Origin of the sequence: Pseudomonas sp. R1-7 (genome assembly GCF_051132105.1) — a bacterium.
Lineage (GTDB): Bacteria > Pseudomonadota > Gammaproteobacteria > Pseudomonadales > Pseudomonadaceae > Aquipseudomonas.
Genome location: NZ_CP071661.1, coordinates 121,638 through 135,293 on the forward strand (window position 1 = coordinate 121,638; position 13,656 = coordinate 135,293).

13 protein-coding genes are annotated in these 13,656 nt (G+C 60.9%); 3 read left to right on the forward strand and 10 right to left on the reverse strand.

The features are described 5' to 3' along the window. Position 1: 1 nt before the first annotated feature. Together J3P79_RS00605 and J3P79_RS00610 are read right to left on the reverse strand one after the other, a co-directional pair. Positions 2 to 595 (reverse strand): hypothetical protein, encoded by a 594-nt coding sequence (locus J3P79_RS00605; RefSeq protein ID WP_434607347.1) that lies wholly within the window; start codon positions 593 to 595, stop codon positions 2 to 4. Beyond that, a complete protein-coding gene (locus J3P79_RS00610; protein ID WP_434607349.1) occupies positions 561 to 1,298 on the reverse strand; it encodes an SURF1 family protein in 738 nt (245 codons plus the stop codon). The genes J3P79_RS00605 and J3P79_RS00610 overlap by 35 nt, the downstream gene beginning before the upstream one ends. 70 nt (positions 1,299 to 1,368) lie before the next feature. Here J3P79_RS00610 and J3P79_RS00615 point away from each other — a divergent pair, with 70 nt between their 5' ends. Next, positions 1,369 to 1,572, forward strand: a complete 204-nt coding sequence (locus J3P79_RS00615) for a twin transmembrane helix small protein (protein WP_030139145.1) — start codon at positions 1,369 to 1,371, stop codon at positions 1,570 to 1,572. 24 nt (positions 1,573 to 1,596) lie between these two features. Here the strand turns inward: J3P79_RS00615 and J3P79_RS00620 are convergent, their stop codons facing one another. The 4 genes from J3P79_RS00620 to coxB all read right to left on the reverse strand — a co-directional run bounded on the left by J3P79_RS00620 (position 1,597) and on the right by coxB (position 5,978). Next, positions 1,597 to 2,484 carry a cytochrome c oxidase subunit 3 gene (locus J3P79_RS00620; RefSeq protein WP_434607352.1) on the reverse strand — a complete coding sequence of 296 codons (888 nt, stop codon included), beginning with the start codon at positions 2,482 to 2,484 and terminating at the stop codon, positions 1,597 to 1,599. Between the two features lie 24 nt (positions 2,485 to 2,508). Then, the gene (locus tag J3P79_RS00625; protein ID WP_434607353.1) at positions 2,509 to 3,060 is read right to left on the reverse strand and encodes a cytochrome c oxidase assembly protein; all 552 of its coding nucleotides are present in this window, start codon (positions 3,058 to 3,060) and stop codon (positions 2,509 to 2,511) included. A 121-nt stretch (positions 3,061 to 3,181) separates the two neighbouring features. Beyond that, positions 3,182 to 4,768, reverse strand: coding sequence for a cytochrome c oxidase subunit I (gene ctaD, locus J3P79_RS00630; RefSeq protein WP_039593405.1), 1,587 nt, complete (start codon positions 4,766 to 4,768; stop codon positions 3,182 to 3,184). A gap of 82 nt (positions 4,769 to 4,850) precedes the next feature. Continuing rightward, positions 4,851 to 5,978: a cytochrome c oxidase subunit II gene (gene coxB, locus J3P79_RS00635; protein WP_039593404.1), complete on the reverse strand. Its 1,128-nt coding sequence runs from the start codon at positions 5,976 to 5,978 to the stop codon at positions 4,851 to 4,853. Positions 5,979 to 6,352: 374 nt separating this feature from the next. On the opposite strand from coxB, the gene J3P79_RS00640 reads away from it, so the two are divergent. Next, positions 6,353 to 7,003: a hypothetical protein gene (locus tag J3P79_RS00640; protein WP_434607354.1), complete on the forward strand. Its 651-nt coding sequence runs from the start codon at positions 6,353 to 6,355 to the stop codon at positions 7,001 to 7,003. A gap of 172 nt (positions 7,004 to 7,175) precedes the next feature. On the opposite strand, the gene J3P79_RS00645 is transcribed toward J3P79_RS00640, so the two are convergent. The 3 genes from J3P79_RS00645 to J3P79_RS00655 form a co-directional block, all read right to left on the reverse strand. Further along, a complete protein-coding gene (locus tag J3P79_RS00645; RefSeq protein ID WP_434607355.1) occupies positions 7,176 to 8,705 on the reverse strand; it encodes a SulP family inorganic anion transporter in 1,530 nt (509 codons plus the stop codon). A gap of 93 nt (positions 8,706 to 8,798) precedes the next feature. Then, the gene (locus J3P79_RS00650; RefSeq protein ID WP_039593401.1) at positions 8,799 to 9,530 is read right to left on the reverse strand and encodes a carbonic anhydrase; all 732 of its coding nucleotides are present in this window, start codon (positions 9,528 to 9,530) and stop codon (positions 8,799 to 8,801) included. A 198-nt stretch (positions 9,531 to 9,728) separates the two neighbouring features. Continuing rightward, a complete protein-coding gene (locus tag J3P79_RS00655) occupies positions 9,729 to 10,787 on the reverse strand; it encodes a PA0069 family radical SAM protein (protein WP_434607357.1) in 1,059 nt (352 codons plus the stop codon). 180 nt (positions 10,788 to 10,967) lie between these two features. Between J3P79_RS00655 and J3P79_RS00660 the strand changes: the two genes are divergently transcribed. After that, a complete protein-coding gene (locus J3P79_RS00660; protein WP_434607359.1) occupies positions 10,968 to 11,648 on the forward strand; it encodes a dual specificity protein phosphatase family protein in 681 nt (226 codons plus the stop codon). On the opposite strand, the gene J3P79_RS00665 is transcribed toward J3P79_RS00660, so the two are convergent. Further along, positions 11,624 to 13,639 (reverse strand): M3 family metallopeptidase, encoded by a 2,016-nt coding sequence (locus tag J3P79_RS00665; RefSeq protein WP_434607361.1) that lies wholly within the window; start codon positions 13,637 to 13,639, stop codon positions 11,624 to 11,626. The genes J3P79_RS00660 and J3P79_RS00665 overlap by 25 nt on opposite strands. Between the last annotated feature and the right edge of the window lie 17 nt (positions 13,640 to 13,656).

A 13,656-nucleotide genomic window follows, 5' to 3' on the forward strand; every position in this document is an offset into this window, starting at 1 on the left:
CTCATCCGATGTTCGACAGTTTCAGCAGGTGGCGCAGGTCGTTGAGCAAGTCCTTGCCCTTGACCCGGGCGTCGTAGCGCAGCACCAGGTTGCTGTGGGGGTCGATGATCCACAGTTGGGCGCCGCCAGAACCCTGGGCGCCTTTTTGATAAGCCGGCAGGTCCAGCGGGTAGCGTTGCAACTGCGGGTATTCACGCTGCAGTTGGGCGTCGTACTCGCTGTCCAGCGGCTGCGCGATGGCCAGGGCATGGCTGGCGCGGCCGGCATCGCGACCCAGGCCGATCTGCACCTGACGGGCCAGATAGACCAACTGGCGGCAGTCCACCGAGCATTCTTGAGGCGCGGTGACCAGGATCTGCCAGCGCTGCTCGTCGGCCTGGACACCGATGTCGGCGCGGGACTGGCCGTTGCCGATCAGCTCGCCGTGGTAGCTACGGCTGTCCGGAACCCAGAACTGGAATTTATACATGCCGGTGGCGAGGATCATCGGGCCAATCACGCCCAGCACGATCAACAGCAATTGCACGCGCCCCTTGCGACGGCTGCGGGCGTCGGGCGCTTCAGACGTGTTGGTTGGATTCATGGTGTTCCCCATGGTGTCTCCCTGCGTTGTGCCATCCGAGATAAAGGAAAAGGCCGAACAGCGCCGCCGCCATGGCGAACCACTGCACGGCATAGCCGATGTGTTTTTCCGGCCCCATCGCCACCACCGGCCAATCGGTCCGGTAGGCGCCGGGGCCGCTTTGTTGCCTTAACTCGTAGGCGAAACCGCCACGGTCCAGTTCGGCCCAGAGTTTCTGCGGCTCGATGGCAGTGACCAGCCTGGGCCACGGTGCGCTGGCCGGGTCGGCGTGAAGTTGGAACGTGGCGCCGGGCGCGACGTAGACCCAGGCTTGCAGGTCGACAGTCTGCTCAGGTGTGCTGAAGACTGGCGGGGTGCGGCGATCAGGCCACGGCAGCCAGCCGCGATTGACCAGCAGCCACAGCCCGCTGGCGTGGTCGAGAAACGGTTGCAGCAGCTCGACGCCCACCTTGCCGTCGTGCTGGCGGTTGTCCAGGAGGAGGCTGTGCTCGGCGTCGAATTGCCCACGCAGGCGGACCGGACGAAAGGCTGGATCCGCCGTTTGCGAAAGCTCCGCGCTGTCCATCGGCTTGGCCACGCGGCGTTCGGCGTAAGCGTCCATGAGCACACGCTTGTGTTCGCCCCGGCTCAATTGCCAGAACCCCAGGCACACCATCACCGGCACCAGCACGGCGACCACCAATGACGGCACGAGGCCCGGCCGGAAGCCTTTCATGGCGCCGCCCTAAGGCTATTGAACGGGATAGCTATACTCACGTGCATCGCGTCCCCCCGGAGTGTTCCTGATGCTCAAAGCAGCCATCGCCCTGATGCTGATCGCCACCGTTGCCAGCCTGTTCAGCGGCTTGTTTTTTCTGGTCAAGGACGAAAGCAATTCCAATCGCCTGGTCATCGCCCTGGCGATTCGCGTGGCCTTGGCCGCTGTCACCGTCGGCTTGATCGCCTGGGGCTTTTTCAGCGGCCAGTTGGTGTCGCATGCTCCTTGGTAAAGAGCCGCCCTGATAACGGCTGCCTCAGAGGATGTAGACGAAGAAGAACAAGCCGATCCACACCACATCGACAAAGTGCCAATACCAGCTCGCGGCCTCGAAGCCGAACTGGTGCTCGTTGTCGAAATGCCCGCGCATGATGCGCATCAGCATCACGAACAAAATGATCGTGCCGATGGTGACGTGGGCGCCGTGGAAACCGGTGAGCATGAAGAACGTCGCGCCGTAGATCCCCGAGCCCAACGTCAGGCCCAGCTCTTTATAGGCGTGGATGTATTCCTCGGCCTGGAAGCCCAGGAAAGCGCAACCCAGCAGCACGGTGATCGCCAACCAGATCTTCAGCGCGCCGCGATGACCCTTCTTCAAGGCATGGTGGGCGATGGTCACGGTGACGCTGGAACTGACCAGCAGGATGGTGTTGAGCAGCGGCAAGCCCCACGGGCTGATCACGTCCTTGGGCGGTGGGAAGAGTTTGGGATCGGGGTTGTTCAACAACGGCCAGACGTATTCGAAGTTCGGCCAGAGCATCTCCGATAAACCCTTGCTGCCTTCACCGGCCAGGCCTGGCGCCGAGACCATGCGCACATAGAACAGCGCACCGAAGAACGCGACGAAGAACATCACCTCGGAAAAGATGAACCAGCTCATGCCCCAGCGAAACGAGCGGTCGAGCTGGGCGCTGTACAGCCCGGCGCGGCTTTCCTTGATGACCGCGCCGAACCAGCCGAACAACATGTAGGCCAGCAACAGGCCGCCGACGAAAAAGATCAGCGGGCCGTGGGAATCCGGGCGGTCGGCTTTCAGGTCGTTGAACCAGGTGGCCAGACCGTACACCGTGACGAACATCCCGACCGTGGCGATGATCGGCCATTTGCTCTGGGCCGGAACGTAATAGTGCTCATGAGTTGCCATTTATTGTTCTCCTTATCGGGCACGCTATCGGTCAGTGTTTACAGCCACCGGTGGATGACGAGCGGTGATATCGAACAGCGTGTAGGACAGCGTCAGGTGCTTCACTTCCTTGGGCATGTCCCGGTCGACGATGAAGCGCATGGGCATTTCGATGCGTTCGCCGGGTTGCAGCACTTGCTGGGTAAAACAAAAACATTCGGTCTTGTGGAAATACGCCGCCGCGTTGCTCGGCGAGATGCTCGGGACCGCTTGGGCGCTCATCGGCCGGTCGGTGGGGTTGTGGGCGACGAACACCATCTCGTTGACCGCGCCGGGCTTGACCACCAGCTCATCGCCCTTGGGAAAGAAGTCCCAGACCATGTCCACCGAATTAGTCGACAGGAATTGCACGCGTACCTGGCGTGATTCATCGACGACCTGCTCGCCTTGGTACTGCCCGCCGGTCTTGCCGTTGATACCAAACGCCTTGCACATCACGTCGTAGATCGGCACCAGGGCAAACCCGAAGATGAACATGACCACCACCACCAGCAGCAGGCGGGTGACCAGTTTTTTCAGCGAGATCGAGTCAGCCATGGCTTCCAGTCCTCACCGGGAACCCTGTGGGAGCGAGCTTGCTCGCGATAGCGACGACTCGGTGTGTCAGGCACACCGCTATCGCGAGCAAGCTCGCTCCCACACTGGTCCCATGTGTCATCTATTTCACTTCCGGCGGCGTAGTAAACGTGTGATACGGCGCCGGCGACGGCACGCTCCACTCCAGCCCTTCGGCCCCATCCCACGGCTTGGCCGGTGCCGGCTCGCCGCCACGGATGGTCTTGATCACGATGAACAGGAAGAAGATCTGCGTGGTGCCGAACATGAACGCGCCGATCGACGAGACCATGTTGAAGTCGGCGAACTGCAGGTTGTAGTCGGGAATCCGCCGCGGCATGCCCGCCAGGCCCACGAAGTGCATCGGGAAGAACGCCAGGTTCATGCCGATGAACGAGAGCCAGAAGTGCAGCTTGCCGAGGGTTTCGTCGTACATGTGGCCGGTCCATTTCGGCAGCCAGTAGTAAGCCGAGGCGAAGATCCCGAAGATCGCGCCGGGCACCAGCACGTAGTGGAAGTGCGCGACCACGAAGTAGGTGTCCTGGTACTGGAAGTCCGCCGGGGCGATGGCCAGCATCAACCCGGAGAAACCACCGATGGAAAACAGGATCACGAACGCCACGGCGAACAACATCGGCGTCTCGAAAGTCAGCGAGCCCTGCCACATTGTGCTCGCCCAGTTGAACACCTTCACCCCGGTGGGCACGGCGATCAGCAGGGTCGCGTACATGAAGAACAGCTCGCCCACCAGCGGGATGCCGACCACGAACATGTGGTGCGCCCAGACGATGAACGACAGGAACGCAATCGCCGCCGTGGCGTAGACCATCGAGGTGTAGCCGAACAACGGCTTGCGCGAGAACGCCGGGATGATCGAGCTGACCGCGCCGAAGGCCGGCAGGATCATGATGTACACCTCGGGGTGGCCGAAGAACCAGAACACATGCTGGAACAGCACCGGGTCACCGCCGCCCGCGGCACTGAAGAAGCTGGTGCCGAAGTGAATATCCATTAGCATCATCGTCACGCAGCCGGCCAGTACCGGCATCACCGCGATCAGCAGGAACGCGGTGATCAGCCAGGTCCAGACGAACAGCGGCATTTTCATCAGGGTCATGCCGGGGGCGCGCAGGTTGAGGATGGTGGCGACCACGTTGATCGCGCCCATGATCGAGCTGATGCCCATCAGGTGGATGGCAAAGATGAAGAACGTCACGCTTTCCGGCGCATAGGTGGTGGACAGCGGCGCGTAGAAAGTCCAGCCGAAATTCGGCCCGCCCCCCGGCGTGAACAGCGTCGAGACCAACATCAGGAACGCCGCCGGCAACAGCCAGAAGCTGAAGTTGTTCATGCGCGGCAGGGCCATGTCCGGCGCGCCGATCATCAGCGGGACCATCCAGTTGGCAAGGCCGACGAACGCCGGCATCACCGCGCCGAAGACCATCACCAGGCCATGCATGGTGGTCATCTGGTTGAAGAATTCCGGCTGGACGATCTGCAGGCCGGGCTGGAACAGCTCGGCGCGGATCACCATGGCGAACGAGCCGCCCAGCAGGAACATCGAGAAGGCGAACCACAGGTACAGCGTGCCGATGTCCTTGTGGTTGGTGGTCAGCACCCAGCGCATCAGGCCCTTGGCGGGGCCGTGGGCGTGGTCGGCATGACCGTGGTCATCGATCACAGCACTCATGTCCTTTCTCCTTCGAACCAATGGGCTGGACGGCGCGGGGCAACGCGCCCCGACCGGTTGCGGGAACAAGCGTCGGGCCGGCTCATTGGCTTTCCGCCTGTTTGAGTTCCAGCACTTCTTTAGGCGTCACCATGTCGCCCTTGTTGTTGCCCCAGGCGTTGCGTTCATAGGTCACGACCGCGGCGATATCGACTTCCGACAATTGTTTGCCGAACGCGGCCATGGAGGTGCCGGGCTTGCCGTGGAAGACGATATTCAAGTGATCCTTGATCGGCCCGGTGGCGATTTTCGAGCCTTTGAGCGCCGGGAACATCGGCGGCAGGCCTTGGCCTTCGGCCTGGTGACAGGCCACGCACGTGGTGTGGTAGACCTTGTCGCCACGCTCGACGAGTTCTTCGCGCGTCCATTCCTTGCTGGTCAGTTCCTTGAGCTGCGCGGCTTCGGCCTTGCGTTCACCCAGCCACTTCTCGTAGTCGGGCTTGCTCTTGACCTCCACCACGATCGGCATGAAGCCATGGTCCTTGCCACACAGCTCGGCGCATTGACCGCGGTAGATGCCGGGCTTGTCGACGCGGGTCCAGGCTTCGTTGACGAACCCCGGAATGGCGTCGCGCTTGACCGCGAAGGCCGGCACCCACCAGGAGTGAATCACGTCGGCGGAGGTCACCAAAAAGCGCACCTTGGCATCGACAGGCAGCACCAGCGGCTTGTCGACCTCCAGCAGGTAATGCTCGCCCTTGGCGCTCTGGTTGTTGATCTGTTCGGCGGGGGTCGCCAGGTTGCTGAAGAACTCGACGTCCTGGCCCAGGTACTTGTAGTGCCACTTCCACTGGTAGCCGGTGACCTGGATGTCGATCTCCGACTCGCTGGAGTCGTACATCTTGATCAGGGTGGCAGTGGCAGGAATCGCCATCAGCACCAGGATCAGGAAGGGCACGATGGTCCAGAGGATTTCGACGCGGGTGTTTTCGTGGAAGTGCGCGGCATTCTGGCCGGTTGAGCGGCGGTGCATCATCATCGACCAGAACATGGCGCCGAAGACGATGATGCCGATGACCACACAGATCCAGAAGATGGTCATGTGCAGGTCAAACACTGCGTTGCTGATCTGTGTCGCTCCAGGCGCCATATTCACAGTCCAGGCCGCTTGCGCCTGGCTGAAAATCGACCACAACAGGAGGCCCATCCATACGTGTGGATGTCGCGTCATTGCGGGTTCCCCTTATCGTTCTTGTTATCCCGTAGGCGTAAAGCCTGCGGCAAGGGATCGGCTCTTCAGACTGCTTAATTGACTCGCCGCGCCTTGCTGCACATGCAATCGGGTGTCATCAGCTAACTCCATTCCAACCCGAGTATAGACAGCACCTGCAACCTCGCAACGCGACGGCGTAAATCGTTTGAAACAGCCGGGGCTTGCGCTAGAGCCCAGGAATGGAGAAGGATGCGAACCTGAGTGATGGCAAACCGATATAACGGCGACGTAGCAAGGAAGAGGCGGTTATGAAAAATAGGTCTTAGGAGTCTTTTTGCGCCAGCTAAGTTATGTCATTCCTATTTCATTGCCTGTTGTTTACTGGAGTTGTCATGAACACCGCCGCATTGCGCGAGCAGATCCAAAAAGCCCAACAACACGAGGCCGAGACCGGCCTGTTGAGCCGTCAGCTGACGGCCCAGTTACCAATGCTGCACCCTGCCATCCAGCTACCGGATGCCAATGCCAATGACGTCCTGGCGCGGTTTGTCGCTGCCTACATCAACGAAGTGCCTGACTTGCTGGATGCGGCCAATGACGTCGCCAAGGAGGCGGGTATCGAGTCGCAGATCAAGCCCGTACTGAAGATTGCCGAGCAATACTTTCTCCAGCCTCCGACGATCATGGCCGGGCATGTCGGGCTCAACAGCCTGCTCGACGAAGCCTACCTGGCGCACCGGTTCGTCGAAGAGGTGAACGACCTCTACATCAAGCATTTCGGCCAGCCACTGATCCCCTTGGACATGACGGTCGCCAACCTGATCGCACACCAATTGATCGGTGAAGAGTTTGCCAACCAGCTCGATGAGGTGGTGCATCACGCGTTCGATGAGATGCTGAACGACGAGACGTTTGCATTGGAGTCGGTAGAAACCTACCGCGAGAAACTCAGCAGCCCTGAGACCGGCGCAGCCTGGAAGCGCTGGCCGTGCATGTCCCGACGCTTGGGCGTGGGCCTGGAGTTGGATCAGCCGGCAGCCTGATCCATCAGGCACACATAAACCTCTGTGGGAGCGAGCTTGCTCGCGATTGCATTGGGTCAGCCACATTGCAGTTGACTGACACGCCGCCATCGCGAGCAAGCTCGCTCCCACATCGGATTTGTGGTGTTCATGAACCAGGTGCCCTACACCCACCCCCTGTGGGGGTGAGATATCAGGCAGAGGCTGCGCCAACCCCAACCGTGGTCCGCAACCGCCCTTCCAACCGGCGCTTGAGCCCACGGGATTCAATCAGCAGCTTCGACCCTTTGCTGGCATTCGCCCGGCCCCATTCTTCGAGCAACTCCAGGCAGGAGTGATCGATGTAGCTCAGGTTATTGAGCGGCACATGCACCGTCGCGCCTTCGGGAATGGTGCCCAACACCTGGGTCAGCGCCGGCACCTTGAGGAAGGTTGCCGCGCCCACCAGGCGCAGTTCCATCTCGCCTTCTTGCGGCAAGTCGACCAGGCTGATTTTCAGGCGCGAGGCTTTCCAGGCGAGTTTCACCAGGGTCAGGCCGAAACCGATCAGCACGCCGGTCAGCAGGTCGGTGAAGATGATCGCCAGCGCCGTGGCGGCGTAGGTGAACATCGGCATCCGGCCATAACGGCCCAGGCTTCGAAACGCCTTGAGGTCCACCAGTTTGAAACCGGTGTACACCAGCACACCCGCCAGGCTCGCCACCGGAATGCTTTGCAGCACGCTGGACAGCAACAGTACGAACAGCAGCAACCACAAGCCGTGGAAAATCGTCGACATCCGCGTGGTCGCACCGGCCTGGACGTTGGCCGAACTGCGCACGATCACCCCGGTCATCGGCAGTGCGCCGAGCAAGCCGCAGAGCATGTTACCGATGCCTTGCGCCGAGAGTTCCCGGTCGAAGTCCGCCCGTTCACCGCTGTGCATACGATCCACGGCGGCGGCCGACAGCAAGGTTTCGGCGCTGGCGATGAAGGCGACCGCGAAGGCGGCGATCAGCACGGTCGGATCCGCCAGGTTCAGCAGGTCCGCCGGGCGCAGCCAATCAATGGCTTCGGCCAGGTTTTCCGGGACCTCCACGCGCTTGACCTGCAAGGCCAGCAGCAGGCTGGCGACGGTCGCGAGACCGACACCCAGCAGCGCACCAGGCACGAAGCGCAGGCTGTGGGGACGAAACTTTTCCCATAGCCACATCACCGCGATCGTCGACAGACCCAGCAGGCCGGCCTGCCAGCCGAAGGACGGTAACGCTTGGGCCACCGCCGCCGGGAATGCCGCGAGGTTATCCAGCCCTGAAGGCTTGGGCGCCGCGTCGAGCATCACATGGACCTGGGACAACACAATCAGCACGCCGATACCGGCCAGCATGCCGTACACCACCGCAGGCGCGGTGACCCGGAACCAGCAGCCGAGGCGAAAACGCCCCGCCAGCAATTGCAGCAGGCCGGCCAGCAACAGGATCGGCCCGAGCATCGCCACGCCATGCTGGCGCACCAGCTCGAAGACCAACACCGCCAACCCGGCCGCCGGACCGCTGACTTGCAGCTTCGAGCCGGCCAGGAAACCCACCACCAGACCACCGATGATCCCGGTAATCAGACCTTTGGCCGGTGGCAGGCCCGAGGCAATGGCAATGCCCATGCACAAGGGCAGCGCCACTAGAAACACAACCACCGAAGCCAGGAGCTCCCGTGGCAGAACAGCTTTTAATTGAGCAGCACGCATGGCGACTCTCCCGAAGTTTCTTCAGGCATGGCGAGGCCCTACCGCTCAAATTAGCGGTAAGGCTGAACCATACAAGGATGATTAGGAGTGGTTTTAGAAGCGCGCTTTGGGCGTCGCCACCGGTATCGGATGGCTGCCATCGAGCGGCAGGAAACAGCCCCGGTCCGCGTCAAAGGCTTTGATCTCGCTGGTCTCGATGTTGTACACCCAGCCATGGATGAACAACTGGCCGCTGGCCATGCGAGAAGCCACCGAGGGGTGCGTTCGCAAATGCTGCAACTGCGCGATCACGTTCTCTTCGGTGAGGATAGGCATGGTCTGCTTTTCGTCACCGCACGGGCAGTTGTCATGGACCATGGTCTTGGCGACTTCGGCGTGGCGCAGCCAGGCCTTGACCGTCGGCATTTTTTCCAGGGTATCGGGGTTGAGCACGGCACGCATGGCGCCGCAATCGGAATGGCCGCAGACGATGATGTGCTGCACGCCGAGGGCCAGCACGGCGTATTCGATGGCGGTGGAAACGCCGCCATTCATCTGGCCGTAAGGCGGAACGACGTTGCCGACGTTACGGGTCACGAACAGGTCGCCAGGGGAACTATGGGTGATCAACTCGGGCACGATGCGCGAGTCGGCGCAGGTGATGAACATCGCCCGGGGCTTCTGGGCGGTGGCGAGTTTCTTGAAGAGTTCTTCCTGCTGGGGAAAGATCTCGTGATGGAAATGCAAAAAGCCGTCAACAATGTGCTGCAGCGCTGCATCGGCGGTTTCCGCCTCGGGTTGGGCTGAAGCCGACGCAGCCAACGGCTGTTTATCCTTGTCACTCATGATTCATCCTCTTTGAGACGCCAGTGGCTGGTTAAAAAACATCCAGGCCGAAACGCTCGACCCGTCAGTCACTCGATGAACAAGGTAGCGGCCGAAACTTAACTCAAACTGAAATCGAAGGCTCTAGGACAACGATTACAGGGGTGGCGAAACGCTGGCGCGGATCATGCTCAGCGGCCCTTCCAAGCTCAACTTTAATCAAATCAACGACATCTGTCGGCCTGGCGGACAGAAGGCATCGCAGTCGAGATTGTAACCATGACGTCGTTCCAACCCTAAACGTTTCAGCGCCTTGGCGAATCGCTGGGCCAGCAAATCCGCGAAGGGCCCTTCACCGCGCATCCGCACCCCGAACCGGCTGTCGTACAGCTCACCTCCACGGCTCTGGCGCACCAGGCTCAGCACATGGGCGGCGCGCTGCGGGTAGTGCGCCTGTAGCCACTCTTCGAACAGCGGCGCCACTTCCAAGGGCAGGCGCAGCATGACGTAGGCGGCATTCTGCGCACCGGCGGCATGGGCTTCGGCCAGCAGGCTCTCGATTTCGCTGTCGTTGATCATCGGGATCATCGGTGCACAGAGCACGCCCACCTGGATGCCAGCCTCGCGCATCACTTTTATCGCCCGCAACCGCGCCTTGGGCGCCGCCGCCCGGGGTTCGAGAATGCGCTTGAGCTCATCGTCCAGCGTGGTCAGGCTGATCATTACGTGCACCAGGCGCTGTTGCGCCAGCTCGGTCAGCAGATCCAGGTCCCGGAGGATCAACGACCCCTTGGTGACGATGGTCACGGGATGTCGATAGCGCAGCAACACCTCCAGGATTCGCCGGGTAATGCGCTGTTCGCGTTCGATCGGTTGGTAGGGGTCGGTGTTGGACCCCAGGGCAATCGGCGCGCATTGATAGCCGCGCCGGGACAGTTGTTCCTCCAGCACATCGGCGGCGTTGGTCTTGGCGATCAGCTTGGTTTCGAAATCCAGCCCCGGCGACATGTCCCAGTAAGCATGGCTGGGCCTGGCGTAACAATAAATGCAGCCATGCTCACAGCCCCGGTAGGGATTGATCGAGCGATCGAAAGGGATGTCGGTGGAAGTGTTGCGGGTGATGATGGTCTTGGCCGTTTCGATGCGTACTTCGGTGCCCTGGGTGGGCGGCACTTCCTGATACCAGCCATCGTCCTCGGCCACCGAGCGACTCGGGGCGAAGCGGTTGTGCGGGTTGGTCGCGGTGCCGCGGCCGCGCGGTGGAAGGGAGGCGGACATGGAGATACTCCGTTGCTGTATGTGCATACAGTATTCGCTGCGTTCGATTAAGGCCAGTGCCATTCGGCAGCGAAACGACCGATCACCTTTCACAACTCGTTGACGCGCTGCTCACAGGCTTTTAACCGGAGCGAGCCGACACTGCGCCTCTCGTATCCCCTCGCTCTCGGTCGTGCGTGCATGCTCAAGCTCTGTTCCCGTTCGCTGCTTTGCCTGGCGCTGCTCGTAGCGCTGGCCGAGGCGCCCGCCCAGGCGGCCGAATCCACGCAGGCGAGGCCCGCTGAATGGGCCCAGCCAGTGGAAAAGGACTACAACCTCTACCAGATGTCTCCGACGCTCTACCGCAGCTCCCTGCCGGACGGCGGAGCGCTGCCCTTGCTGAACAAACTCGGGATCGGCACGGTCATCAATTTCCTGCCGGAGTCGGACCAGCGCTGGCTGTCCACGCCCGGCATCGAGCAGGTGCAATTGCCCTATCGCACCAACCACGTCGACGACAGCGACATCCTCAGTGCCTTGCGCGCCGTCCAGGCGGGCGAAGCCAAGGGGCCGGTGCTGATGCACTGCAAACACGGCTCGGACCGCACCGGGCTGGTGGCGGCCATGTACCGGGTGGTTGTGCAGGGCTGGAGCAAAGAGGACGCGCTGAACGAAATGACCGAGGGTGGCTTCGGTGACAGTCATCACTTCAAGGATGGGGTGCGCTACATGATGCAGGCCGATGTCGACAAACTCCGCGAGGCATTGGCGAACGGCGATTGCAGCACCAGCGTCTTTGCCCTTTGCTCCCTCGGGAGTTGGGTCAACTCGACCACGACGGCCCATCCCATGGAATCTCAGGTCCTTGCTCCCGCACGGTGATCGGTCGCCTGCATGAAGGCGGCGATGGATTCGGACAACGGTCGTGAATCGCCCGCCTCGTATATCGCTTGGCGCAACGCCCTCCCGGTGCTCCTATCGAACAATCCGTTGCGCTTGAAACGCTCGAATACTCGCTCGGCCAAATCCTGTGACCAGAGGTAGGCATAGAGGCCGGCGCCATAACCGGTGACCATGTAATCCAGCCCGTTTGGCCAGCGTTCGTTGGCGGAGGCTGGCAGATGCCCAACCTGTGCGCTGATCTGGTCGAACACTTGCTGGGCTGTGCGCCCGTCGCCCTGGCTGCGGTGCAACTCCATGTCAAATAGCGCGTCGCGTAACGACTTGGCCCTCCCCCAGCTGGTTTGAGTGGTGAGGTACGTCAACAGCTGATCGGCAATATGCTCCGGCAGCAAAGCCCCGGTCTGGTGATGCCTGGCTATGCGGAGCAGGCATTGCTTGGAGAAACACCAGCGCTCCAGCAGGTTTCCGGCAAACTCGGCGGCGTCGCGGGACAGCTCGGAAATGCCCGAGATGTCGCGATAGTCCGCCTTGCTCAGGACATGGTGCAGGCAATGGCCGAACTCATGGAACAGGACGCTCAGGTGTCGGTAGTCCAGCAACACCGGTTCCGAGCCGGAGCCGCGTGGCAACCAGGCATGCAACGTCGCGACGGGGTAACGCGGCCGACCCTCGGCCGTGATGCGGCGGTTTCGCAGGGGGGAGGTGTGGGGGTAACCGTTCAGCCTTCCGTTTTCAAAGGGATCGAAATAGATAAAACCGAGGGTATCGCCCCGCTCGTGGACCTCGAACACACGCACCTGCGCATGCCAGGTGGACAGATCCTGGCGCTCGGTGAACTCGATACCGAACAGATCGTGTGCAATCAGCTGCAATTGGTAAAAGGTTGATCTCAGCTCAAACCAGGCGCTGGCCGTCTGTTCTGAAACCCCTGTCGTTTGCCGACGAATTTTTTCCGCCAAGTACTGGTAATCCCAAGGCTGGAGTTCGCCGAAGCCTTGCTGCGCAGCGAAGGCCTGCATCTGTTTAGCGTCCTGCTTGAACCGTTCTTGTTGTCGCCCGAGTTTTTCCATCAGGAACGCCATGACCTGCTCTGGCGACTGCGCTTGCTCCGGCTCGATCGCCAGTTGGGCATAATTCGAATAGCCCAGCAGAAGGGCGGTTTGATGACGGTCCCTGAGCAATTGCTGCAGTACCTCGCCATTATCGAAGAGGCCTGCATTTGGCCCTTGATCCGACGCCCGAATGCTATAGGCCGTATAGATTTGCTCGCGCAGAACGCGGTCATCAGCATAACGACTGACAATGCGAAACGATTCGTCCGTCAGCCTCAACAACCACCCCGTGCGACCCTTTTCACGGGCGTGCTCGGCCATTTGCTGTTTGAAACTCGCGGGTAAGCCCTGCAAACGGGCCTCATCGATGAACGTTTGGCTCCAAGCCTTGTTGGCCTCTTCCAAATGCTCCATGAACAACATTTCGGCGCCACGGATACGCAGTTTCAGATCGACCAAAGCCGCTTGTAAGTCGGGTGCAAGTGAGTGCTGGCGAAGCCGCCGCAGGATCTTCGCCAGCGTTCTTTTTCTCGCGGGTGAGAAATGCGCGGCTATCTGACTGTCAGCCAGGCGCTGATAAAGCTGGAACAGCTCGGGGTTTTGCTTGAGAGAGCGGCGAAAATCATTCAGTCGTTCGCGGCACTCATTTGCAATCTGCTCCCAGGCGTCTCCCGTCCAGGTTGAGGCCAGGCGTTCCAGCACATAGCCAAAACTTCTCAGCCGCGCATGGATTTCATCCATGGCCAGCACTAGGTCATCCCAGGTCGGATAGGGCGCCTGAGTCTTGATGGTCTCGGCAACTTTGGCTTGGCTTTCGACAATGATCTGGTCGAGGGCGGGGGGAAAGTGTTCGGCTTGAATCTTTGAGAACGGCGGCAGGACATAGGGCTGCAGCAGTGGATTATCAGCGTGGCGCATGGAGACTTCCTGTCAGA

Bases quoted from the DNA above. Each gene is read 5' to 3' on its own strand.
- J3P79_RS00605 (WP_434607347.1), bottom strand. From the start codon at position 595: ATGGGGAACACCATGAATCCAACCAACACGTCTGAAGCGCCCGACGCC.
- J3P79_RS00620 (WP_434607352.1), bottom strand. From the start codon at position 2,484: ATGGCAACTCATGAGCACTATTACGTTCCGGCCCAGAGCAAATGGCCG.
- J3P79_RS00610 (WP_434607349.1), bottom strand. From the start codon at position 1,298: ATGAAAGGCTTCCGGCCGGGCCTCGTGCCGTCATTGGTGGTCGCCGTG.
- J3P79_RS00660 (WP_434607359.1), top strand. From the start codon at position 10,968: ATGCTCAAGCTCTGTTCCCGTTCGCTGCTTTGCCTGGCGCTGCTCGTA.
- J3P79_RS00625 (WP_434607353.1), bottom strand. From the start codon at position 3,060: ATGGCTGACTCGATCTCGCTGAAAAAACTGGTCACCCGCCTGCTGCTG.
- coxB (WP_039593404.1), bottom strand. From the start codon at position 5,978: ATGACGCGACATCCACACGTATGGATGGGCCTCCTGTTGTGGTCGATT.
- J3P79_RS00650 (WP_039593401.1), bottom strand. From the start codon at position 9,530: ATGAGTGACAAGGATAAACAGCCGTTGGCTGCGTCGGCTTCAGCCCAA.
- J3P79_RS00665 (WP_434607361.1), bottom strand. From the start codon at position 13,639: ATGCGCCACGCTGATAATCCACTGCTGCAGCCCTATGTCCTGCCGCCG.
- ctaD (WP_039593405.1), bottom strand. From the start codon at position 4,768: ATGAGTGCTGTGATCGATGACCACGGTCATGCCGACCACGCCCACGGC.
- J3P79_RS00655 (WP_434607357.1), bottom strand. From the start codon at position 10,787: ATGTCCGCCTCCCTTCCACCGCGCGGCCGCGGCACCGCGACCAACCCG.
- J3P79_RS00640 (WP_434607354.1), top strand. From the start codon at position 6,353: ATGAACACCGCCGCATTGCGCGAGCAGATCCAAAAAGCCCAACAACAC.
- J3P79_RS00645 (WP_434607355.1), bottom strand. From the start codon at position 8,705: ATGCGTGCTGCTCAATTAAAAGCTGTTCTGCCACGGGAGCTCCTGGCT.
- J3P79_RS00615 (WP_030139145.1), top strand. From the start codon at position 1,369: ATGCTCAAAGCAGCCATCGCCCTGATGCTGATCGCCACCGTTGCCAGC.